Here is a 24,251-nt window from a genome sequence, read left to right as displayed (position 1 = left end):
GGGCCGCATCCTGCCTCGGCAAGATGCGTTCGGTTCGGGTTGCTGCCCGAATCCCGCCCGGCGCGACCAAATCGGCGCCCACATGCGGCCGCGTTCGCCAATATCGTGTCCAACCTACCTATTGTCGGAGATCTTCTCATGGTTGCCGGACTGATTTTTTTGGGCTTGCTTGCACTCGGGTTCTTTTGGGGCGTGTCGATTTACAACGGCCTGATCCGGGGGCGGCGCGGCTTTCAGAATGCGTTCGCACAGATCGACGTGCAGCTGACACGCCGCTATGACCTGATCCCGAATCTGGTCGAAACCGCCAAAGGCTACATGGCGCACGAGCGCGACACGCTGGAGGCCGTCATCAAAGCCCGCAACGCCGCGGTCAGCGGACTGAAATCGGCCTACGGATCGCCTGGCGACGCCGCGGCCATGCAAGGGCTGGCCGCGTCTGACGGTCAGTTGAGTGGGGCTCTTGGACGCCTGTTTGCGCTGTCTGAGTCTTATCCGGACTTGAAGGCGAACCAGAACATGATGCAGCTCTCGGAAGAACTCACGTCGACCGAGAACAAAGTCGCCTTCGCCCGCCAGGCGTTCAATGACAGCGTCATGTCGTACAACATCCGTCGCGACTCCTTTCCGAACAACATCATCGCCGGATTCTTCAGTTTCAAAGAAGCGGCGCAACTTGAGATCGAAGACAAAGCCAAGCGCGACGCTCCCAAGGTAACGTTCTGAGCTTTAGCCCACTCCAAAAACCGGGTGGGCTCAGGCAAACGCTCCCGGGCCGCCGATGAACTTCTTCGAACAGCAGGAACTGGCTCGAAAACAATCCAGACGAATGGTCTGGCTGTTCATGCTGGCCGCCTTTGCAGTGATCGTCGCCATTGACGTTGTGCTGGTATTGATACTTGCTGCCACGAGCCTGAAGAGCCAGCCCGAGGCAATGTTTTCGTTCTCGGCCACCCTTGCCAATCACCCCGGCGCGCTGGCGTTGACGTCGGTCCTGACGGGCATGGTCATCGGCATCAGCTCGCTCGGCAAGATGGCCAGTCTCCGGTCCGGTGGCAAGGCTGTAGCGGCCAGCATGGGCGCGACCCAAGTCAGCACCGGCAGCACGAATCTGCACCATCGGCGACTTCGTAACATCGTGGAGGAAATGGCGATCGCCTCTGGCGTGCCGGTGCCCGAGGTGTATGTGCTGGAGCAGGAGCCCGGCATCAACGCGTTCGCGGCGGGATTCAGTCCTGCCGACGCCGCCGTCGTGGTAACGCAAGGCGCGCTGGAGAAGCTCACGCGTGATGAACTGCAGGGCGTCATTGCGCACGAATTCAGTCACATCCTGAATGGCGACATGCGTCTGAACATCCGCTTGATGGGCGTGCTGTTCGGCATCCTGGTGGTCGGGTTGATTGGCCGCAAGATTCTTGAGGGCATGCGCCACACGCGTGATAGCAAGGGGCTCGGTCCGATCTTGCTGGCCGCGCTTGCCATCATGATCCTCGGCTATGTCGGTCTGTTCTTCGGGCGCATGATCAAAGCGAGTATTTCGCGTTCTCGCGAATACTTGGCCGATGCGTCAGCCGTGCAGTTCACGCGCCAGACTGATGGTCTCGCGGGCGCGCTGAAAAAAGTCGGCGGGCTGCAACAGGGCTCCAAACTTGCTGCGACCGACACCGAAGACGTCAGTCACATGCTTTTCAGCGATGGCATCGGATTCAGCGGTCTGTTTGCGACGCATCCGCCACTGCTCGAGCGCATTCAGCGACTCGACAAGACGTTTGATCCGCGTCAGTTCGCCGACATCCACAAGCATTGGAGCAACAAGGTAGACGTTCTGGCGCTCGACGCCACCACGCCGAGCCACAGTGCTCTCGGCTTGACGGCGGCAACACCCATGTTGCGGGGCGCGGTGGCGCCGGGCCTGCCCGGTGCCCACGCCCAAGTTCGCGTCGAGGCAAAGGCGGTGGCGGGCCAGGTCGGCAATCCCGCAGCAGACGACTATCGGGCGGCCGATCAACTCCATACGCACCTGCCCGATTCGTTGAAGCAGATTGCGCGAAGGCCCGAGCAGGCCGAGACTTTGCTCCTGGCGCTGCTGATCGATCCGGAGCATCGTCAGCCGCAGTTCCGGGCGATCGCCGCGGCGCACGGTCAAGCTGTGGTCGAAGCCGTGCGCGCGTTGTTGCCCGAACTCGCCATCCTGCATCCAATGATGCGGTTGCCCCTGGCGAATCTGGCCTTCCCGTCCCTGCGTCGACGGCCACGCCCCGAACTCGATGCCTTCGTCGCATTGATCGACCAGTTGGCAAAGGCCGACGGCACTGTCTCGCCCTACGAATTCTGTCTGGCGGCCTTGTTGCGCGCCCAGGTGATTGACTTTCTGGACCCGGCACGAGCACGTGCGATGGGTCGCCTGAAACTCCATGACGGTCAGCAGGAAGCGCTGTGCTTGTTGGCGCTGGTGGCCAAATTCGGGCACGACCGCGCTGCTGATGCCGAGCGCGCATTCCAGGTTGCTGCCAGCACGGTGTATCAAGGCGAGGCCCACCGATATGCGCCGCCTGCCAACTGGCATGCGCCGCTCGCCGCGGCACTCGCCAAACTCGATCGGCTGGATGCCACGGGCAAGCAGATTCTGATCGAAGCGCTCGTCCGCGGCATCAGTCAGGATGGGCTGCTGTCGGTGCCCGAGGCAGAGCTCTTGCGCGTCGTTTGTGCAGCACTGCATTGCCCGCTGCCACCGATTCTGAGCTTCTAAGGTGGCCGCATGAGCGAAGTGACCAAACTTCTGGAGCGTGCCCGACAAGGCGATGCGTCAGCCTGGAATCAGGTTGTGGCCCTGATCTACGACGATTTGAAGCGGATTGCTCGGAGTGTTCTGGCCGGACAGAGTTCGGCCACGTTCAACCCAACGGCGCTCGTGCACGATTGCTACCTGCGTTTGGCGCGCGCGGGTGCCGAAGGGGTCCATGATCGCGCACATTTCATGGCGCTTGCGGCCCGTGCGATGCGCCAGCTGCTGCTGAATCATGCGCGTGATCGGGTGGCACAGAAACGCGGCGGTGGGGCAGTGATGACGACGTTGTCGGATGACGAGCGCAGCGCCGACCTCGAAGCCGAACACCTGATCAGCATTTCGACGGCGCTGGAACGATTGGAGCAGGAGCAACCGCGCTGGGTTCAAGTGATCGAATGCCGGGTGTTTGCGGGCATGAGTGAACAAGAAACCGCCGACGCGTTGGCAACCCCGCTGCGCACGGTGCAGCGCCAATACGCAGATGCGCGCGTGGCGCTGGCGAGAATCATGCAATCGACGTCCAGTCCGGCGTGAGCGGCATGAGCCAAGAGCTAGATCCGCTGCAAGACCCGTTGGCGTGGCTCGAATCGCGATCCCTTTGGCAGGGCGCGCTGTTTCGATCGCTCGTGGCGGAGGCAGGCAGTGTCGACGAACTGCCCGTCGACATGGGCCTTGGAGCCTGGCAGATCAAGGCGCTGCTCGGCGCGGGCGGCATGGCTCAGGTGTATCGTGCCGTGCGCGCCGATGGGCAATTCGAGCAGACGGTCGCCATCAAGTGTGTGCCCGCGAATCCCAGTGTTCGCGATCTTGAACTGTTCCGCCGCGAGCGGCAGATTCTGGCCGAACTCAATCACCCGAACATTGCGCGTCTGCTCGATGGTGGCACCTTGCCAGACGGTCGGGCGTGGTTGGCAATGGAACTCGTTGAAGGCGACCAAATCGATCGGCATGCAGATGCCGAGCACTTGGATCTCGAAGCACGTGTCCGGCTGTTGCTGCAAGTAATTGCGGCCGTGGCGCATGCGCACCAGCGCCTGTTGATTCACCGTGACATCAAGCCGAGCAACGTGCTGGTGGATGCAGAAGGACGCGTCCGGCTGCTCGACTTTGGGATCGCCGGCTGGATGGATGAGCGCGTGCAGGTCCGTGCCTACTCGCCCGGTTGGGCGAGTCCCGAACAGAAAGCCGATGGTCTGGTTGGCCCGGCGTCGGACCAATATCAACTTGGTCTTTTGCTCGCAAAACTTTGCGCGCCGTTTCTGGCTGGACAGGGCATTCGCCTTCGCGAACTGCTCGCGATCGAAGCGCGCGCCTGCGCCGACACTCCAGAACAGCGGTATCACGCCGTTGCTGAACTCGGCGCCGATCTGGAGCGGTGGCTCGCCCGACAACCCGTGCAGGCGATGTCGCGGGGGCTCGCGTACGCGGCCCACTGCGCAATCCGTCGCCGCCCGATCAGTACTGCTATCAGTGTGCTCGTCTTGGTCGCGATGTTGACGACCGTCGCGATGTTCAGCTGGCGTCTCCAAAAAGAGCACGATCGGGCGGAGCGAGCAGCAACCATTGCCGAGCAGATCAACCAATTCCTGACCCGCGACCTGCTCGCCCAGGCTGACCCCTACAACAATCCCGATCGCGATCTACGCGTACGGGATGTGCTCGATCGCGCGCGCGTTGGAATCGGTCAGCGCTTTGCCGATCAGCCTGCCATTGAGGCCGGCATTCGCAGCAGCCTGGCGGATGCCTACACCGGAATCGGCGATTATCCGCGGGCGCGGGAGCAATATGAGGAGGCGATTGCGAGAGCCGAGTCCGACCCGGAATTCGACATCGAGCAACTGGTGTCGTTGCGCGCTGCGGCGGAAGCGATTGATTCCCATCTGGGCAATGCCGAACAGGCAGTCGCGGGGCTGAAAGCCCTTGAGGCTGCCGAGCGTCAGCGACTCGGCACCGACAGCGCTTTGCAGAAAGAGCTCGCACTAAAAGTCCTCGAGATCCAGATCGTCCGCATGAATAGCGATGGCGCCTTGGCTGGCATTGCAGACCTGCGGGAACGCCTTGGCAACACCGAGGCCGATGCGTTGCTGGAAGAGCGTCTGTTGGCGCTGGAAGCCGATGCGACCACGCGTCTCGCGCGCTTTGACGTGGCGACCGATGTGGCCAACCGCTCTTATCGGGCAACGGTGAATCGGTACGGCGAAGACTCCCCGACGGCGCAACTTGCGGCCCAGGTTCTGGTGACGCTCGCGCGGCAGAAGGGTGATTTCGATGAAGCGCTGACACGCGAGGAACAGATCGCACAATGGTACGAACGACGCTTTGGTCGACATCATCCGGAGACGCTCCGGATCCTGAACGAGTGGGCCAGCATTTTGCAGGACAATGGTCAGCGGGTCGAAGCCGAGGCGTTGTTTCGCGAAGTGCTGGCCGAGCGCGAGAAAACTTTGGGCGATCGCGATGTGCAGACCCGGACCAGCTTGAACAATCTCGGTCTTGTGCTGTCGCTCCAGAACAAACTTGACGAGGCCGAGGTGTACTACCGGCGTGCGTTGGAGGTCGAACGCGCTGTAGCGGGACCTGACGCGCTCGATGTACTGGTGCTCGCGCACAACCTGGCCGGTCTGCAGCGAAAACGTGGGGACTATGCGGCGGCGCTTGCATTGGCTGAAGAGACCGTGGCTCGTGCCGAACAGACACTTGCGGAAGACCGATACGAGCCGGCACTGTTCCGGGTTGGCCTCGCACAAACGCTACAAAAACTTGGTCGCTATGACGAGGCCGAGCAGCAGTTTCAAACCGCCCGGTCCCGCCTCATCCGCGTGTTCGGTCAGGACCACGCCAACGTCGCCAAGGTTGACGCCATGTTGAACGTGTTGGCGGCGGAGCGCTCCGGCGCTCGGTAGCCCAGATTCTTGAGGCTGGTCCCGATACGCCGGTCAGAAAAGCCCAGGCGGCGCGCTCCGCCTGTCTTGGCGCGCGCTTGGCGGGAATGGCCGAAGGTCACGGTGTGGTGAGCCGTGACCACTGGCGTAATGTTCAGACGCCATGATGCAGTGCCAAATTGCTAACATTCGAGGCTCTCTGGAGAACAGGGCTCATGATTACCGACTTGCTGCAACGTTGGCGCACTGGTGACCGGTCGGTCGAGCAGGCATTGATGGACCTCGCTTACCCGACGTTGCTAGAGCTCGCCCGCTCCCAAGCGCGGCGCAATGCCGGTGCACTGACCCTGCAGGCGACCGAACTCGCCAATGAGGCGTATGAGCGTCTGACCGAACAGCAGGCAGTCAATTGGCAGAACCGCGAGCACTTTTTCGCCATCGCGTCCACGGTGATTCGGCGCGTCGTCATCGATTACCTGCGCCTGCGCAATCGAGACAAACGCGGTGGCGGTCTGCCGTTTGTCGCACTCGATGAGCTGACCGAAGGCGATACGCCCGCCATTGATGAATCAGTGGATTGGATCGGCGTTGATCAGGCGCTCGAAGAGTTTGCGGCGGTTGATCCGGTGTGTGCGCGGGTCGTCGAGCTGAAATTCTTCTCGGGCCTGAGCACCGAACAGATCGCTGACGTCATGGGGAGCTCAGTGGCCACAGTTGGTCGGCAATGGCGCTTCGCCCGGGCCTGGCTTGGTCAACGTCTCGGTGTGAACGAGGCAGATTGATGACGTCGTTGCAAGATGTCTTTGCCGCGGCAGTGGACCTGCCATTGGCTGAGCAGGAAAGCTATCTTGATGCACTGAGAGCGCGTGACCCGGCCTTATGCGCGGCGGTCGAGCAACTCCTGCGCGCAGACCACAAACTCCTGCACACCAAACCAAAAGTCGCGACCACTGGATTTGCATCCTGGGCGGCAGCCCTGAGTGGGACGAGCCTCCGTCCTGGCGACCAGATCGGTGCGTTCCGAATTCTGGCACCACTGGCCCAGGGCGGTATGGGTGTCGTATTCAAGGCTGAGCGCAGCGATGGCAGTGTGGTGCAGCAGGTTGCGATCAAGCTGATCCGGCGGGAGTTCCTGGACGCACAAGCGCGACAGCGATTCGAGTTGGAGCGCCAGACGCTGGCGACGCTCGATCATCCATACATTGCGCGCTTGTTTGATGCGGCCGAACTCCCTGATGGCACCCCTTACTTCGTCATGGAGTACGTCGATGGCGAACCGATCAATCAGTACTGCGATCGCCATCAGCTGAGTGTCCGGGCTCGTATCGAGTTGTTTCGGCGCGTTTGTCAGGCGGTCGCGCACGCACATCGCAACTTGATTGTGCACCGCGATCTAAAGCCCGGGAACATCCTCGTTGGCCAGGATGGTCTGCCCAAGCTGCTCGATTTCGGCATAGCGAAGCCACTCGGCGGGGAACTGCGCGACGATTGGGCCATTCAAACCGGGACTGCGAATCGCTACTTTTCGCCACGATACGCCGCGCCGGAGCAATTGCGTGGCGGTCAGATCCACGTCAGCTCGGACGTCTATGCATTGGGCGTGCTGCTGTTCGAGCTGCTCACGCACAGCACACCGTTCGACTTCAGCAAACTCAGCTATGGGCAGGTGGAGCGACTGGTCACCGAAGTCGCTGCCCCGGCGCCGAGTGCTCACGTCGCGGGTCGGGACGCCGCCGCTCGGACATTGCGTCGCCAGTTGCAGGGTGACCTGGATGGCATTGTGCTGAAATGCCTGCGCAAGGTGGCTTCTGAGCGCTACGAATCAGTCTCGCAGTTCGATGATGATCTTGAGCGGTGGTTGCAAGGCATGCCCGTGCTCGCGCGCCACGGTCACACCTGGTACCGATTCAGCAAGTTCGCAGCCCGAAATCTGGTCGCCGTGACCACGGCAAGCGCATCGGTTCTCGCTTTGGCATTGGGTGCGGTCATGCTCTGGCAGCAGAATCAGGCGTTGCGCGCAGAGCGCGACCGCTCCCAGGAAGCGTTGTCGGTATTGGAAGACGCATTCGCTGCGGCTGATCCGATTCGCACCTCGGGGGCCGAGATCAGCGCCAGGCAAATTCTGGACTCTGCAGAGAAACGCCTGGACGCAATCCCCAATGATCAAGCGGGGCTGATGGCAACCCTGGCGGAATCAATTGCCCACGTGAATCTGTCGCTCGGGCGTGCAGCGTCCGCGGCCAATCTTTATCGTCGCGCCGACAGAGCCGCCGTCGTGGCTGAGGCAGAACCCGGCGTTCGGTTGCGCCTCATGCTCGGTCAGAGTCGCGCGCTGATGAACCATGATCAGTTAGACGAGGCAGATCAGGTGTTGAGCCGTGCGAGTCAATTGGTCGCAGATCCCGGTCCAAAGTGGCGCGCGTTACGCGGCAAACTGCTTGCCAGCCGAGGCCAAGCCGACGATGGCATCATCCTACTGCGCACTGCTCTGGCCGAAATCCAGGAGTTGGGGCCTGAGCAGGAGGTCGCGAACTCAATCCGATTCATGCTGGCCGATGCGCTCGCTGTCGCCGAAGATTGGACAGGTTCGCTGAGTGTTTATCAGGATACCCTGCGCTGGCAGCAACAGTCGTTGCCTGCCGATCACCCCCAGATCACGCGAACCCGGCTCCGGATGATTGGAGCGCTGCGCCGTGCCGGCCTACTCCAGGAGTCGTTACGGGAAGCCGAGACGATCGTCCAAGACGTGACGCGAGTTTTCGGACACGACTCGGCAGAAGCCGCGTTTGTCTTCAACGCTTTGGGCCGCTCGCTGGAGGTTGTGAAGCAGCAGGATGCGGCGCTGATTGCCTATGAGAACTCACTGCATGCCAGTGAACGTGCCCTCGGCCCGAGCCATATCAATACGAACCGCGCTCGCTTCAATTTGGCGCTGGCCCTAGAAGCGCAGGGCAGTCGAGATGCGGACGCCGAAGCGCAGTTCAAGGCAGCCATTCGTGAATCCGAGCGTCAGCCGGGGCAGCACCAAGCCAGCAATTTATACTTCCGCCTTTACTATGCACACTTTTTGGTCCGCCAAGGTCGTAGCGCCGATGCTTTCGATGTGCTGACTTTCAGCGGGGGCACCGAAGCGCTTGAAATGTCGGATGAAATCAATCGACGTGCCGTGTTGAGCGTTATCGCCGCGCTGCCAGAGTTGCAGCAATGTCAGGAAACCGCATCAACATCCGCATCATGCGAGCGTGCTCGCGCGTGGCTGCAGCGTTGGCCCCAAAAGTAGTCCAAACAGACCATTCGTAGCGATTGTTGCCGCGTCCGAGGCGGCGCGTGATCGACTATTTTGCCTTATGACGAGTGGATCCCTTGCCGGAGTGCAAATCGTATTTTGGGCAGAGCCGTCAATGGTGCAACCAACTGGAATCCCGCCGGGATATGGCACCAAGGGCGCTCCTGCCAAAGGAGTTCAGTTTGCTGAAGGCTCATGAAAAACATAAGCGGAATATTGAAAACCACCCGCGTCGCCGCCGTGATGTGACGACGCTTGCTTGAACACAATCGGAGCGATTCAATGAAATCAATGATCAGTTCGACCATCATTTTGGGCAGTTCACTGCTGATGTTCAGCGGTACCGCCCCAGCCACAACTCAGGAGAGCCCGCCAACTTGCGACTTCTCGGACATGAACAACATTCGAATCTGTCCGGGCGATCGCGTGGTCAGCTTTGCCAAGGCGTGTCCACGGACGAGCAATAGCTACTACTGTCCATTACCCTGGGAGATGCCGCAGGCCGAGCTAAACTGCGAAGCATTCGGTCACGTTGTGCAGTGTGAAGCATGGCCGCAGTCGGACTGGATCGGCTACCAGTACTACTTCACAGCGATCAGTGGTGTGGCGCCCGGCTACTCAAGCTCTGGCGAGTTCTTGATCGGAAACTGCGTGGGTCGCGGTGGCGAGGTCTCGGTCACGGTTGTGCACCCCTACGGGCAGACCTCAACCGCGACTGCCATGTTTGCCTGCTGGGACAATCAGTGATTCGGCAAGATGCTGCCGCGGTGGTTCACACGCCCGGCGCATCGCAGACATGTGTCAGCAGTTGATTGAACAAGGTGGGCCATGGATGGCCCCGTTGCTTTGGTTCCGGTTTTGCAATGGCCTGGCAATCAAGAAAGATGGGAGCTAGTCCGATCAGCACCATTCAGGAGGGTCTGAATAAGTCCATCCTGGACTTTCAGACCCGCGCTGAGTCCGGCACGTGTCCGGACTCAGCACCCCAGAATCAAGCACTTGCGTGCTTGATTCTGGGCGGGCCATCCATGGCCCGCATCGCCTCTGAACTTGTTCAGAGGCTCCTTAAGCCTTCGCCGAGTCCGGTAGATCGTCGGCCGCAATCAACAAGACGCGATGCTTTTCTGCATAGGCCTCCAGCAGGGCTGTGATGGCCCGCCTCAAATCTGAGCCCGCCCGAAGTTGCCAACGGCTGCATCTGATCGACCGGAATCCTAAGAACAGGTTGTCGCGTCGCGTCGGACAGCAGGCCTTAATTTGCGCGTTAGCAATAGCAATCGGGGTTCGTGCACGAACCCCGAGCGTTGGTGATAAGAAACGGCGCGGTGGCACCAGGCGACCGCGCGTCGAGTCCTTACTTTTCGACGGGATTTCTCGGAACGATCTGCATGTCGAAGTAGTACAAGTCCCAATAACCAATGGCGTTAAAGGGGTCTCCGGAGATGGCATATCGGAAGTAATACCGTTCGACAATGCAGGAGGCGACACCACAGTCGCGAATGGTTTGTACCCACGTCGTGCCTGGTGTCGGATTAGCAGGCGGTTCTTCGGTGCCGTTGTTCCACTGGGCCAGAGCCGAGCCGCCGAATGCAAGAGCCGCCAGCAAGAACGTTGAACGAATCAGATTTTTCATGAATACCTCTCAGGGGGTGATGGGTGTTGTCGGCAAGCGAAACCTGGCCGACTGTCATCAACTCGCCGTGTGTTCAAAAACTCGATCACGATGTGCGCGAACCTGGCAGCGCGCGTCTCGAATTTCCCCAAAGCGTCGTGGGTTCTAGCTGCGGTTGGCTCGGGATGGTCGTGTCGATCCGAAAGTTCGGATTGGATTGATCCATCCCCGCCAACGCAAGTGTCCCGGGCCGAGAGGTGCGCGGGTCTGATACGGATAAACAGACCCAAGCTCCGGCGGCCATCTACTCGAAGCCGCTTTTGAATATCAGTGCCAAGTCGGGCAAGTCGAGCCTGAAGAGCTCGGTGCCGGATGTGCCATTGTCGGCAGTAAACACCACTGACGCTCCAGCAGCCAGCAAATCACCTGGCATGCTGCCCGCGGCGCCAGGGTTCAGATCGAGTCCTGGCAGGTTGACCAGTTGCCCTTGAAACATGACGTGCAGTTCTTCGCCCTCACTCGAACCGGGGCGTTTGCTGGCGAATACCAGCGCGCCTTGGCTGGTGCTCGCAAGTCGCATGATTGGGCCAAGATTGAGCGCGCCGGAATCGTATGCGCAGCGCGTGCCAGCAATCGTGCCGTTGGTCCGGAACAGCCGGCAGTTTGGCTCGCTGCTGCTCAGTCCAACAAAATACAGTTCGTTGTCACTGACGGTGCGGACCGGCAAGCTTGTGCCAAGGCCACTGCCGGAACCGACAAACAGATCTCTGACGAGCGTCGTCCCGGAAACGGTGCCGTCGGTGACATAGAGTTCGTTACCGAGCGTTGAGTTTCGAGCCGAAAACACGATCCGCTGGCCGATACGAGCGAGCAGCGTGATGTTGCTGCCAGTGCTGCCCGGGCTTATGTCGGTCAGGCGCTCGGTGCCCTGGCCGGTGCCGTCGCTGGCCCAGAGTTCGTTGCCGAAGATGCCATCGTTGGCCGTGAACACGAAGCGGTTGTTGAGCGCCATCATGTCGCGAATATCAGCGCTGGTGCTTCCCGAACGGATTTCCGCGACTTGGCTGACCTGATTTTGGCCAGACAGCTTAAGGAGCTCCAAACCAGAAGCGCTGCTCAAGGCGCCGACGAAATAGATCGCGTCACCCAAACCAACCAACGTGCGGAAATTGGAGGCGCAGATACTCAACACGCTATTTTCCGTTGTCGACAGCGATGTGACCGGCAATGTGCCGGCTTGGGTGCCGTCGCTCTGCCAGATTTCGTAGGCACTGGCGCCACCGCTGGCCGTCGCGATGAAATGCACGAGCCCACCGCGCTCGATGATGCAGTCCGGATCAAACAGTTCGCCGTTGAATCCGGTCAGCGACGTCGTGCCACTCGGCAAACCGTTCGTCAGTGTCGCGCCGCTGCTTGCGCGCAACCAGCGCTTACCGAAATGCACGCCACTTTGCGATCCTGAAAAGCTGCCGAGCGACTCGATTGTGCCACCAAGAATCGGCATGCTTCGGCCGTTGCTTGTCTGGTTTTGCACCGAGGCGACAAAGATCAGGCGACCATTGTCGACACTGATGGGTGTCGGAAAACTGTCGCCCACCTCGCTCGCGAGATTGCCCAGTGCGACGGTGCTGACGGCGGTACCGCTGGTGAAAAACGGCTCGCCAGCCGTAAATGCCTGGTTCGCGAAACCAATCAAGGCCGACTGCCCTGTGGTCGGCAGGATGGCCGCGATCAACCCACCGCTGCCCGAGATGGCGCTCCCCGAAACTTCGATGGTGTTCGCGACCGTTCCATCGGTTATCCAGAGCTGATCACCAAATCCAAAATACGCGCGTAAGCCATTGCTGCTCCGTCGGCCAATAACCGTGGCGACGGCGCCGCCGCCAGCAACCAGGTCCTTGAACAGCCCCGTGCCAGCGGTCGTGCCGTCGCTGCTGAACAACTCCCGGCCATTGCTGGCCGAGTTCGCGAAGAAGAAGAGCCGGTTGCTGAGAGGCACCATGGCCGATGGGGCGATTCCAGCGGTGCCAATCACGCTGGTGCCCCCGGTCGTGCCGTCGCTGACCAACAGCGACGTGGCGCTGCCATTGCGGGCGGCGCCGAACACCCGGTTCAGCGTTACCTGCAACGTTAGTTGCGTGATCTGATCCGCTGTGAACAGACGGACCGTGCCGGCGGTGGTGCCGTCACTGGCATAGAGTTCACTATCCAGCGTGGCCGAATCGGAGACCAGCAAGTAGGACTTCGCACCCAAAGTCAGCAATTCTTCCGTGAGTCGGCGTTGGCTGCTGAGGCCAAAGCCACCAACACTGGTGATCGAAGTCGGTACCGCCGTCGTGGTGCTGTAATTCAACAACAGGAATTCGCGCGTGCTGCCATCTGGTGCCGCCGTGAATGCTGCTTGCGAGTTGGCAACACCAAACTTGCCGATGCTGCTCGACCCACCCCCAGGGTTGATATCGAACTCCAAAGTTGCGGTCGGGCTGCCACCTGCATTCAGTCGCCACAGTTCGCGGCCGACGTCATTTCGAGTGGCCGTGAAGAACGTGCGAGTTACCACGCTGCTGTTCACGACAAAGCTGATTCGGGAAAACCGGGCGGGGGATGATCCTTCGGCGCCAGCGTTCAGATCGCTCACTTGCACGGGCACATCGCTACCCGCCGGCAATCGCCACAGTTCAGACCCGGTCTTGCCGTCGTCACCGGCAAAAAACAGATTGCTCCCTTCAACATACAGATTATTGGGGTTGCCCGAACATTGGCCGGGGCAAAGGTCGACCAGCATGCGCGTGTTCGGCGCGGTTCCGTCGGTCACCCACAGTTCGAGTCCATGGACGCGGTCGGTTGCGGCAAAGACATGCCGCCCGTCAAAGAAGACCGCTTCCGTGCCTAGGGAGCCGAACTCCGAACCATTGGGCCCGGTATTGAGGTCGGTCAGCTGATTGATGCTCTGGGCGCCAACTTGGCTGCAGCCAATGGTCAGAACGAGCGCCAACGATAGGCGCTCAAGGAAACGGATACCATGCATGGGGTGTGCTCCAGAAGGGTTCTGATCTGAGAGAACCCGGACTCGCATTGAATCCCGCCAAGCAGAACGTGCGGATACTCTCGGCGCGCACACCCCGTCGGTCGGTCGAGGTCCGTTCAGTCTCAGTCGCGCGTCGGTGCTAGCAAGGACGCTCAGCGCTTGCGGTCAGCATCGTGTCAGAAGGCAGTTACTTTGTGTCGTGTTCCGAAACCAGCGCGACACTGGCGCCGTGGTTGTTCGTTATCGACTTGAGTAAAGAGGCGGCAGTCGGCGACACTCGGATCATCGTCAAATATTGAGGGCGCTGGTATGTGGTGGCATGCAAACGAAGTGCTGGTCGTCATCATCACTGTTGCGCTGACCGCGCTGGCGATTGAAGTCGGGTTTCAATTGGGTCGGCGCCAGCACGGTCGGACAACTGAGGCGCTGGCCGCGCATCTCGGCAATCTGCAGTCGGCGTTGCTCGGGCTGTTGGCATTGTTGCTCGGGTTTACGTTTGCGATGGCTGTTGGCCGCTTTGATACGCGCAAAGAACTCGTGTTGGCGGAGGCGAATGCAATCGGCACGGCGGCGTTGCGCGCCGACTTTTTGCCAGATCCAGACCGGGAGGAAGTGCGGGCCTTGCTTCGAGCCTATGCCACATCCCGCCTCAACTTTTTCCGGGCCGGCGTCGACTCGGAAGCGTTGGCACAGGCCTACCAAGAGGCCGCAACGCTGCAGGCGGGGCTTTGGGCAATTGCCGTCGAGCGTGCCCATGCGGAACCGGGCTCGGTCCCCAACAGTCAGTTCAGCGCCGCGCTGAATGAGCTGATCGACCTATCGGAGATGCGGCGCGCGGCACTGGAAAATCATGTCCCTGAGTTGGTCGTCACGCTGCTGATAATCGTGACGTTAGTGGCCTTCGGGATGATCGCCTACAGCCTCGCGCTGAACGATTCACGTCGGCACGCCGCAACCTACGTGTTCGCATTGATGATTGCGTTTGTGCTCGCCGCAGTCCTTGATCTGGACCGGCCACGGCGCGGTTGGGTGCAAGTCAGTCAGGCGAGCATGGAACGCGTTCTTCAAGATCTCGGCCCCTCGCGATGAGGGGCCGTTGCAACGACTGGAATCGTTCAACCGCCGGCGGTGCAAGTCACACTCATATCATCGACCACGAAGTTCGACTTGCCGCTCCCGCTTGGGTTCACATACTCGAACTGGATGCTGTGCGTCGCGCCATTCGCAAAGCTGGAGAGGTCAACGCTGCGCACGGTGTAACCCGCTTCGGCGCTACTCGGTTCGTCAAATGTCTGCACGGTCGTCCCGTCTACTTTGACGCGCAGTTCTGCATTGAACGGTGTCGAGACAAACCCGCGCCGCAGGAAGACGTTTAAGAACCGCGGGCTGCCACTCGGGATTTGCACCGACTGCGTCAGCGTGCTGGTCTCCGCATTGGCGGTGCCGCCAAACCAAGCCCAGGCGCTGCCAGTTCGGGGCAGGGCGGTGCCAGCGTCGTCGGGACACGTTGCGCTTGTGCAGATCGCCGAGCCGAAGTTGGTCGACGTGGACGCCCAGTTCGGATTGGCTGCGGTATTCGGGTCGGACGCCTCCAAGCCGCCATCAACGAGCAATTGTGCCGGTGTGCAGGTTGGTGCCGGACTGCCCTCGAAGCTATCGCCAAATAATGGGTCGACGACGTTGCTGCCAGTCTGCGTACAGTTCGGCCAGTGACAGGGATTGGCGGTACTGTGGCCCGTGAGTGCCTGATACTTCGGCGACGTGCTTAGATTCTGGTCCTGGAACTCCAGGGCGCCCCAGTAGCCAAAAACGCCCCAGCGCCCGGTGTTGTAGAAGTGCGTGAACTCATCGCCGTTCAGTTTCCAACTCGACAAGTAGCTTCGGTAGATCGATTCCATGCGCGAATTGCGATTCGCTGCATCAAAGATCGTGTTGCAAGTGTTGTTGAACGTGAAGCCCCCGATCCCGGCAAAATGTTGGCCACCTTCGTAGGCGATATGGCGAATCCCGGAGCCCGGGAAGTTGGTGTTCAGCATGTTCTTGCTGCTGGTCATGAAACCCACGGCGCGCGGCAAGGCGTTTGCCTCCACATGGTCGAGAAACGCGCCGACACTCGCATAGACAGCCGGGCTGGTGTCGGGGTTTACGCCGCTGTCCGGCGTGCAGTATTCGGTGCCGAAATAGGGCGCACTCGCATAGACATCGGTCTTGCTGGCGACGGTGAATGCTTGCCCGGTGGCAGTCCGGGTCAGGACCTGTCGACCTAGATCCGCATTCGCCGCCTGGGCGGCAATCACCCGGACCGTGCGATTGCGGGCGCTGCTGCCGAATGCCGTGTCAAATCGCGCGAAGATCTCCGTCGAGCGATCGCCCCAGGCCCGCACGAGCGCCTGAAAGCACGGGCCCTGGGCATTCCCGAGTGAGAACGTCACCGGATTGCGTTCACAGGCAATGCCATTGCCTGGCACGCCATCGTCCTGGCAGCCCACAGCGAGGTCGGCAAAGTTGGGACAGAACTGTCTTGGAATCTCGACGTTCTGTTGAAAGATGCCGTTCCAGTTTTCGTTGCCGTATTCGACGTACACGCGGCGATCGGGCGTAAACTGATCCCGGAGCGTCGTGGCAAACTGGTCAACGAGGGCATTGGATGCCTTGTGCGGAATATTGATCCAGATGTCGCTCTGGAGACGATTGCCGAGTTCGGCCAGCACGCTGATTGGGACCCGACCCCAGAATGCGCTCGCTGCGGTTGGATAGTCTGCAACGGCACTGACCTGGGAACTATTGGTGCCCATCCAATCCATGAAGCGCAGCAGTCGGTACGGCTCATAGTTCTTTAGGAAGCGCGGGTGAAAGAGCTGAGTTTCGGCCACTGAGCCACTCGTGAAGGCGTTGCAGGTATTGCCGGCATCACAGGGCGAGGACGCATCGCAGAACCGGTGGCTGTCGTTACTGCAGACGCCGCCGGGCGGCAGCACGCGCGCGTTGCGTATGTGGTTGCCAACGGTGACGGCGGTCAGTCGGAACCCGATGTTGTTGCCGGTGCTGCTCGCAACGTTGAAGACAATCTCATTGCTGGTCTGATTGACGACGCTCGCGCCCAGCATCTGAATGGTTCCGGCGCCATCGAAGCGCAACGTGTAGTTGCCCGCTGGCAGACGGCCCGGTGTACCGCCAGCGTGCAAGATCGTGGTTAGCACTTGGTTCGGTTCCAGGCTCGTCGCGTAGCCATCGGCGTCACGGTTGATGATGACGGGGCAAGCATTCGGCGCATTGCAACTGGGGTTGCTGCCGGGCTCCCGGCAATCAAAACAGCCGGCCGCATTCCCGGGAATCCAGTCGCGGGCCGATTTCATCACGTTGACGAACGGGAACTCGTCACTGAAGTCGTTCACCGCATTCAGATTGGTGCCGAGCGGTGCGCTCGGATTGGAGCCGGCCAGACTTGGCTGGCAGCAGGCGAGGAGGATCAAGCAAGCGACGAGGCGGCGGACCATGGCAGTCTCCAGAATTGCGGGCGTATCATCCCTAACCCGGGTTGCCAAAAGTTCCCGCCAATCGCGTCTGCGTATGGTCCGTTTGGAGCTTTTGCACCAGATGCTGGCTTCAGCCTCGGCGGATGTCCGAACATCACAGCCTCAAAGAAGAAGTCGCGAGTGCGCTGACGCATGGTTTGGGGGTGGTCGCCGCCCTGTGTGGCAGTTCGGTGTTGATTACGTTGGCAGCGCTGCACGGCAATGCGTGGCAGCTCGGGAGCGCCATCGTCTACGGCATCACGTTGATCTTGTTGTATGTTGCGTCGACGCTATACCACGCCGTGCCGCATCCCGTGGCCAAGGCCCGGCTGAAGGTGTTTGACCATTGCGCGATCTACCTGCTGATTGCCGGGACGTATACCCCAATCACGCTGATCGCCTTGCGGGGCAACGTCGGCTGGTGGCTGTTTGGAGCCATTTGGGGACTGGCGATGGCTGGCGTGCTGTTCAAGTTGTTTTTCACTGGCCGATTCAAGCGTCTGTCGACCATGATCTACATTGCGATGGGTTGGCTGGTGATTGTGGCCATCAAACCCGTCATCAACAGTCTGAGCGTGTACAGTCTGGTCTGGCTGTTCGTCGGTGGGGCGTTCTATACCGCCGGTACGTATTTCTATCATCGCGACAATATGCGGTATGCGCACGCGATCTGGCACGTATTCGTGCTGCTCGGCAGTGTGTCGCACTACATCACTGTCGCCTCATTGATGACGAACGTGCGCTGAGCCAGTGAGTCCGTCAGGAATACCTGGCTGCTCTCAGTGCAATGGCGGTTGGAACGCGGGGTCGAGCCGATTCAACAAGGCCCGGACATCGTCAATGCGGAACGGCTTGGCCAGAAACTCATTGAACCCGGCGGCCAGGAAGCGATGGCGGTCTTGCGCGGTGGCATAGGCTGTTACCGCGACAACAACCGCCGGCGGATGTCCGAGACGCGCTTCCCGCTGGCGCAGCTTTTCGAGCAGGCCAAACCCGTCGAGCCTTGGCATTTCGATGTCGGTCAGCACAAGGTCAAAGCGTGATTGCTCACAGCATGCGAGCCCTTCCTCGCCATCGCCCGCGCAATGCACGGCAAAGCCGAGCCGTTCCAGGATAGCCTGCATCAGCATCGTGTTGTCCGGGTTGTCTTCGCACAGCAACAGTGTCATGCCTGGAATCAGCATGCCCCGTGCCATCGCTGCTGCAGGATGCATCTGTTCACCAAACGCGCGGCGGAAGTCGCAATTGTTGCATCAGTCGGCGCGACTTGCATGCTGTTGATCTTTCAACAAATTGACACAAATTGCAGGGCTTTGTGGCAAGTCCGGGTGAGCGCCAAAAGCCAGCGCTGTCACCCCGGGAGGCAGATTGTTCGGACGCCCATTACGCCGTCCCAGACGACCCTGGCATGTGTCCCGGTTCCACCCGATTGCGACCGAGCCGTTTGGCCTCGTACAAATAGTGATCGGCATCGGCGAGCAGGCGTTCGTGGTGCTTGGCCTTGCGATCTGCCGACAAACCAATGCTCACCGTCACCGTGAGCCGTGGCGACAGGTTGGTGAGATCGAGTTCGGCAACCGCAAGCCGCAGGCGCTCGACGCGGGCGCGCGCCTCGTCAAAGCTGAGATCGGGGAATGACAACGCGAACTCCTCACCGCCATAGCGGGCGACGCGTTCGTCGATCGGCTGGAATTGCCGCAGCACGCCTGCCAGCGCCCGCAACACCTCATCGCCGATCTGATGCCCAAAGCGATCGTTGATTTGTTTGAAGTGATCGACATCGACAAGTGCCACGGCCAACGGCTGGTCGCCGAGGCGCGCCGTCGCATGATCGCGGGCGAGCTGTGAATCGAAATAGCGCCGGTTCGCAAGCCCGGTCAGTTCATCGTGCTTTGCCTGGTGCTCGAAGGCTTCGGACTTCAAACGCAGTTCTTCCAAGAGACGCGCCTTCTCGGTATCGGCGGTTTGCAGCGCCTCGCTACGTTGCGCGAGCGCCTGGGTTCGCTCATCCACGAGGGCCGCCAACTGGCGCTCGCGGCGATGCAGCTGCGCGGTCCGGGCGCGCACACCCAACCAGATGGTCGCAATGACGCCCGCCAAGACGAGCAGTACAAACCAAGGGGTCTGCCGAAAGGTCGGCGCAATATCCAGGGTCAGACGGGCCACTTCGGCGTTGAAATCGCCGTGCAGCTGGGCGGCGCTGACTTCGAACTCGAAGCGCCCCGGCGGCAGGTTCGTGAACACCGCCGGACGGCCGCGAGGCGCGTCCAACCAGGCGTCGTCATAGCCCACGAGTCGATACCGATAGCGCACGTCGTTGGGGGAATAGAACGACAGTCCGGCGAAGAACACTTCGATCTTGTGCCGACCGGAGTTGAGTTCGATGCGGTCGTTTGGCGTTGCCACCGCACGCCCATCGATTCGAACATCCTCGATCACGACCGGCGGCGCGCTCATGGTTTTCTCATTGGCTTGGCGCGGATCGATGATCGCAACGCCTTTTGCCGTGGCAAACCAGATCTTGCCATCGGCCGCCCGAATCGCCGACGTCTGTGAACCGCCATTGCATTGGTTGTTGGCCAAACCGTCGGTGCGATCGAACTGAGTGGCGGTGAATCGGCTCAGACGCCCATCGAGCACCCCATCGAGTTCGTCCCGATTGACTCGGTAAATGCCGCGGTTGGAACCCATCCAGAGCGCGCCAGCCGCGTCTTCGACCAGGTTGAAGATTGCGCCGGGCAAATCGCTTTGCGTGCTGTTGGCGACCCGGACCTGTTCGCCGCGAACGCGCAGAATGCCGTCGCTGGTCGCCGCGTAGATGGTGCCGTCACTGGTTTCCAGAAAATGGAACACGTCGCGCATCTGCTGGCCCGCGGGCAGCTCCAGGGCTTCAAAGCGACGGTTTTCGTAGACGGCCGCGCCCGCAGTCGTGCCAACCCAGATGCGACCGGCACGATCTTCGAGCAGCGCGAATATGTACTCACGTGGCAACCCATGTTCGCGCCCAAAACGCTCGACCTGCTGGCCCTGGAACCGATTGAGGCCATTCGTCGTGCCGACCCATAACGATCCGTCGCGGGCTGGCAGGATGCTCCGCACCTGCGTCCCAGCAAGGCCTTGGTCGGGGCCGATTCGCCGGAAGTGTTGCCCATCAAACGCTACGAGGCCGGAGTCGTAAGTGCCAAGCCAGAGCGTTCCGGTGGCATCTTCGGCCAATGACAAGACGTGGTTGCCGACTGGTCCGCCGCCTGGATACCAGTGGCGGAACCGATAATCCATCAGTTGATTGAGGCCGTTGCTGGTGCCCACCCACATGCGGCCTTGACGATCCTGCAAGACTGAGCGCACATACGCGTCGCTGAGCCCACGCTGCAGCCCAAGCATCGATGCCGCCGCATCTTTCAACTGGACCAGGCCGGACCCGGTGCCGACCCACATTGACCCTTCGCGGTCCTCGAGCATCGCGATCACGCGGTTATGGGGCAGGCCATGCTCAACACTCAAATGCTCCAGACGGCCTCGGTACAGGCGCATCAAGCCGCCCGACACCGCACCAATCCACAGGGCGCCCTGGCTATCTTCGTAGGTGACCGCGATGGCTTGGCTGGAAAGTCCGGAGTCGGGCAACACCGGTTTCAAGGTGTCGCCCTCCAGCATCAGCAAACCAAAGTCACCGCCCACGTAGAGTCGGCCCTTACGGTCCACATACAAGTCCAGAATTTGCCGGTTGGGCGTCAGATTGCCGAGATTCGGCGTCGTGATACGGCCATCCTTGTAGCGATTCAGGCCGCTGGAGGTGCCAAACCAGATGCTCCCATCTGGCGTTTCGGCGATACAAAGCACCGTGTTGTGCATCAGCCCATCGGCGCTCGTGTAGTTACGGACATGATCGTCTTCGATCATTGCCACGCCGCCTTCCTCAAGTCCCACCCACATGCGTCCGAGACTGTCTTCGCGCAGGGCCAGCACCTCGTCCGAGATCATTCCGTCCTGTTGGTCAAAATGCGTCCAGTGGCCCCGATCCAGACGCGACAGCCCGCCGCGCGACGTGCCGGCCCACAGGCGCTTCTTGGCGTCGACGAGGAGTGCCCGAACGCCATTGTCAGCCAATTCGGCAACAGTGCTGCGGTCGAACAGGCGGAACTCGCGGGCGTTGAAGCGGACCAGCCCCTCCCACGTCCCAAACCACAAATAACCGTCCGGCGTTTGGGCGATGGCATGCACCTGATTGTGCGGCAGTCCGGTGTCGGTATCCCAGACTTCCAGGGCATACTCATCCAGGCTGCGGCTCGGGTCGAGCGCAAACGCCGAGAGGGTCGACAGCGCAATCACCCACGCAACCAGGGCGCGGGCAAGCAGCAAAGGCCAGTTCCCTCGGCGCATCGGGGCTCCTGCATGAATATGGGGGGTTCCCAACGCGATTGTGCAATGCCCGGACCGGTCGTGCCAGTGATGATTTGCTTGGCCGATTGGCCAGGGCCGAACGCCGGTATCAGTACGGAACGCCAGACTGAGGGGGCGCCAGGCGCCATATTCCGTCTGGCCCCAGATGCTCCTGTGGCTGGAATTGCCGTTTGTAATCCATCTTTGGGTGGGCGGACAGCCAAAATCCCAGATACAGGTAGGGCAGCCCCAGGCGCCGGCACAGCGCGATCTGCTTCAGAATCGCGAGCACGCCGAGACTCCGTCCCGAGAATTCGGGATCGAAGAACGTGTACACCGCGCTGAGTCCTTGCTCCGTGTGATCCGTGACCGCACATGCGAGTAACCGTGACTCGTGCCGGATCTCCAGAAACAGGCTGCGTGCAAAGGGCGCCAGTAGAAACTCGCGAAAGGCGTCCTGATTCCCTTGATCCATGCCGCCGCCAGCGTGGCGCTCGCTCAGATAGCGCTGGTAGAGCGCAAAGTGTTCCGGATCGGTGCCGGCTGGAACGGTGCGGATGGTCAGGTCCTGATTGCGCTTCAACACCCGCCGCTGGGTGCGATTGGGTGTGAATCGGTCGACTTCGATCCGAGTCGGGACGCAGGCCTGGCAGGACGAGCAGGCCGGTCGGTACAAATGTCCGCCACTGCGCCGATAGCCTTGATTCAGCGCGGTGCCATAGAGCAGGCCCAAATTCGGGGCTTCGGGGTCGATCACCAGATTCTCGGCGATCCGATCCGGGTAATAGCCGCACGCATGCGGCCGGGTCTTGAACAATCGGGCGCTTTCGGCACGCCGCATGGTCAGGAGCCGTCCCCCAGGTCTTCGATGACAATCACGTTCGGATTGTCCGAACTCGCGGGTTCCGGCGCCGCCGGTTGGGGCACTTCCGGCGCGACCGCCGTCGCGGCGGCTGGCATCAGTGGTTTTGGCGCTGGCGCTGGGCGGTTCCGCTCGGGCGTGGTGATGGCCCACCACATGCCCATCATGACCGCAGTTACCACGACCAGAATCAACAGGCCGCGGCGCACTTTGCTGGCCAGCGACTCCGGTGTTTGCACCCGCGTGGGCAAGGTGGTGGCGGCCGCGTACTCGGGACGGGTCGAGCCCATCAGGCCGGCGTCGCGCATGATGTCGCGCGCCTTGGGCAGGTCATCGGCATTCACCACCCAAACGGCAGGCCATTCACCTTGCTGGCCGCGTTCGGTGTAGCTGAAGCGCCTTCGCCGGTCGCGGCGCAGTTTGTCGCGACCAGAGACATAGGTTTCGATGTCGGCTTCCTGCATCAGCGCTTCCACTTTATCCACGTTCTCGAGGCGCTGAGAGCTGTAAATCTGCCGCATTAGGCTTCTCCTTCTGGCAGGAGTCGGATCAGACCCTCCTGTGCGGTCGAGGCAATCAACTTGCCCTCGGCACTGTAGAAGCTGCCGCGGGCGAGCCCACGCGAGCCCTGGGCGCTCGGGCTGTCGCACGAGTACAGGATCCATTGGTCCGCACGAAATGGCCGGTGGAACCACATCGCGTGATCGAGACTCGCCATTTGCACATTCGGTTGCAGATACGAAATGCCGTGCGGAAGTGTGGCCGTACCGATCAAATGAAAATCCGAGCAATACGCGAGCATCGCCCGGTGCAGGTCGGGATCATCGTCGATTTGCTCGGTCAGCCGAAACCACACGTGCTGATACGGTGGGCGCTTTGGCCGGCGGATTTCATCCCGCGGATACACATGGCGGAATTCGAACGGGCCCTTCGACGTCAGCCAGCGTTGAAGCTTGGGCGAGATCTGCGCGAGCGCCTCCTGCGCAATCGGGTCGGGTGGCTCCAGGTCTTCGGGTTTGGGCACTTCTGGCATCGACAGCTGGTGCTCGGCGCCTGGCTCTGGTTTGTGGAACGACGCGGCCATCCCAAAAATCAGTTGCCCGTGTTGAATTGCCGAGACGCGCCGGGTTGAGAAACTCTTACCGTCGCGCGACCGTTCGACTTGATAAATGATCGGTGCATCGATATCGCCTGCACGCAAAAAATAAGCGTGCAACGAATGGGCAATCCGGTCGGTGCTCACCGTTTGCTGTGCGGCCGACAAGGCTTGTCCCAGTACTTGTCCGCCAAATACGAAGCGGGTGCCGATATCACGACTCTGGCCGCGAAACAGATCAAGCTCCAAGCGTTCCAGCTTGAGCAAAGAGACGAGCTCGGTGACTACACTGTCGGTCATGAACAATTCCAGGCTGATTCCATATTCGGTTCTCTGCAATCTGAGCAGCTGGGGAGCCTCTGAACAAGTTTAGAGGCGACGCGGGCCGTGGATGGCCCGCCCAGAATCAAACACGCAAGTGCTTGATTTTGGGGTACTGAGTCCGGACCCCGGCCTTCGCCGGGGCAGGCAGGTGCCGGACTCGGTTTGGGTCTGAAAGTCCAGGATGGACTGGTTCAGTCCCTCCATAGGCTTAAGCGACAATCTGCTCAGGCCGAGGCATTATCCGACATCGCGTGCTGGAATTCTGTGAGCCTTTCGGGCCAGACCCGGATTGCCAGCCGATTGCCCGTGCGTACATTTGGTCTGGTCACGGTTCTTTGCAAGCGATCTGCAATGATCGGAAGGGCAGATCGGTCTCATCCGTGCTCGGGGTTCTATGGCGACGGGATGTCAGTCCACCCTTGCAGCGGATGCAATCCGACCACAGCTCCAGTTCCGCTGCTGGCGGTATCGGCAA

The 24,251-nt window shown here is 60.8% G+C and carries 17 protein-coding genes; 9 read left to right on the top strand and 8 right to left on the bottom strand.

Annotated features, from left to right (window positions below; translation table 11 throughout):
• The first annotated feature begins 138 nt into the window (after nt 1-138).
• The 7 genes from C7S18_RS18345 to C7S18_RS18315 all read left to right on the top strand — a co-directional run bounded on the left by C7S18_RS18345 (nt 139) and on the right by C7S18_RS18315 (nt 9,703).
• Nucleotides 139-726 (top strand): LemA family protein, encoded by a 588-nt coding sequence (locus C7S18_RS18345; RefSeq protein WP_106892933.1) that lies wholly within the window; start codon nt 139-141, stop codon nt 724-726.
• Between the two features lie 55 nt (nt 727-781).
• On the top strand, nt 782-2,749 hold the full coding sequence (locus tag C7S18_RS18340) for a M48 family metallopeptidase (protein WP_106892932.1): 1,968 nt from the start codon (nt 782-784) through the stop codon (nt 2,747-2,749).
• Nucleotides 2,750-2,758: 9 nt separating this feature from the next.
• On the top strand, nt 2,759-3,322 hold the full coding sequence (locus C7S18_RS18335; protein ID WP_106892931.1) for an ECF-type sigma factor: 564 nt from the start codon (nt 2,759-2,761) through the stop codon (nt 3,320-3,322).
• A gap of 5 nt (nt 3,323-3,327) precedes the next feature.
• Nucleotides 3,328-5,691, top strand: coding sequence for a tetratricopeptide repeat protein (locus C7S18_RS18330; protein ID WP_106892930.1), 2,364 nt, complete (start codon nt 3,328-3,330; stop codon nt 5,689-5,691).
• Nucleotides 5,692-5,885: 194 nt separating this feature from the next.
• Nucleotides 5,886-6,452, top strand: a complete 567-nt coding sequence (locus C7S18_RS18325; protein WP_106892929.1) for an ECF-type sigma factor — start codon at nt 5,886-5,888, stop codon at nt 6,450-6,452.
• A complete protein-coding gene (locus C7S18_RS18320) occupies nt 6,452-8,950 on the top strand; it encodes a serine/threonine-protein kinase (protein ID WP_170113348.1) in 2,499 nt (832 codons plus the stop codon). Before C7S18_RS18325 ends, C7S18_RS18320 begins: the two co-directional genes overlap by 1 nt.
• Before the next feature lie 288 nt (nt 8,951-9,238).
• Nucleotides 9,239-9,703 carry a hypothetical protein gene (locus C7S18_RS18315; protein WP_146151998.1) on the top strand — a complete coding sequence of 155 codons (465 nt, stop codon included), beginning with the start codon at nt 9,239-9,241 and terminating at the stop codon, nt 9,701-9,703.
• Nucleotides 9,704-10,310: 607 nt separating this feature from the next.
• Here the strand turns inward: C7S18_RS18315 and C7S18_RS18310 are convergent.
• Nucleotides 10,311-10,589 carry a hypothetical protein gene (locus tag C7S18_RS18310; RefSeq protein WP_106892926.1) on the bottom strand — a complete coding sequence of 93 codons (279 nt, stop codon included), beginning with the start codon at nt 10,587-10,589 and terminating at the stop codon, nt 10,311-10,313.
• Between the two features lie 283 nt (nt 10,590-10,872).
• On the bottom strand, nt 10,873-13,596 hold the full coding sequence (locus tag C7S18_RS18305) for a hypothetical protein (RefSeq protein ID WP_170113347.1): 2,724 nt from the start codon (nt 13,594-13,596) through the stop codon (nt 10,873-10,875).
• 309 nt (nt 13,597-13,905) lie between these two features.
• Between C7S18_RS18305 and C7S18_RS18300 the strand changes: the two genes are divergently transcribed.
• Entirely contained in the window at nt 13,906-14,685 is a 780-nt protein-coding gene (locus C7S18_RS18300) for a bestrophin-like domain (RefSeq protein WP_106892924.1), read from the top strand.
• Nucleotides 14,686-14,711: 26 nt separating this feature from the next.
• On the opposite strand, the gene C7S18_RS18295 is transcribed toward C7S18_RS18300, so the two are convergent.
• Nucleotides 14,712-17,093, bottom strand: a complete 2,382-nt coding sequence (locus C7S18_RS18295; protein ID WP_106892923.1) for a hypothetical protein — start codon at nt 17,091-17,093, stop codon at nt 14,712-14,714.
• A 122-nt stretch (nt 17,094-17,215) separates the two neighbouring features.
• Between C7S18_RS18295 and trhA the strand changes: the two genes are divergently transcribed.
• Nucleotides 17,216-17,857, top strand: coding sequence for a PAQR family membrane homeostasis protein TrhA (gene trhA / locus C7S18_RS18290; protein WP_106892922.1), 642 nt, complete (start codon nt 17,216-17,218; stop codon nt 17,855-17,857).
• A 33-nt stretch (nt 17,858-17,890) separates the two neighbouring features.
• Here the strand turns inward: trhA and C7S18_RS18285 are convergent, their stop codons facing one another.
• The 5 genes from C7S18_RS18285 to tesB form a co-directional block, all read right to left on the bottom strand.
• Nucleotides 17,891-18,325, bottom strand: a complete 435-nt coding sequence (locus C7S18_RS18285; RefSeq protein ID WP_106892921.1) for a response regulator — start codon at nt 18,323-18,325, stop codon at nt 17,891-17,893.
• Between the two features lie 169 nt (nt 18,326-18,494).
• Nucleotides 18,495-21,494, bottom strand: a complete 3,000-nt coding sequence (locus tag C7S18_RS18280) for a ligand-binding sensor domain-containing diguanylate cyclase (RefSeq protein ID WP_106892920.1) — start codon at nt 21,492-21,494, stop codon at nt 18,495-18,497.
• Nucleotides 21,495-21,603: 109 nt separating this feature from the next.
• Entirely contained in the window at nt 21,604-22,335 is a 732-nt protein-coding gene (locus C7S18_RS18275) for an arginyltransferase (RefSeq protein ID WP_106892919.1), read from the bottom strand.
• A gap of 2 nt (nt 22,336-22,337) precedes the next feature.
• Nucleotides 22,338-22,877 carry a hypothetical protein gene (locus C7S18_RS18270; RefSeq protein WP_106892918.1) on the bottom strand — a complete coding sequence of 180 codons (540 nt, stop codon included), beginning with the start codon at nt 22,875-22,877 and terminating at the stop codon, nt 22,338-22,340.
• Nucleotides 22,877-23,752: an acyl-CoA thioesterase II gene (gene tesB, locus C7S18_RS18265; protein WP_106892917.1), complete on the bottom strand. Its 876-nt coding sequence runs from the start codon at nt 23,750-23,752 to the stop codon at nt 22,877-22,879. The genes C7S18_RS18270 and tesB overlap by 1 nt, the downstream gene beginning before the upstream one ends.
• Nucleotides 23,753-24,251: the final 499 nt, after the last annotated feature.

The organism is Ahniella affigens (assembly GCF_003015185.1).
Taxonomy (GTDB): Bacteria; Pseudomonadota; Gammaproteobacteria; order Xanthomonadales; family Ahniellaceae; genus Ahniella; species Ahniella affigens.
The sequence above is the reverse complement of the archived record's forward strand: the minus strand, read 5'-3'. Positions and strand labels throughout refer to the sequence as shown.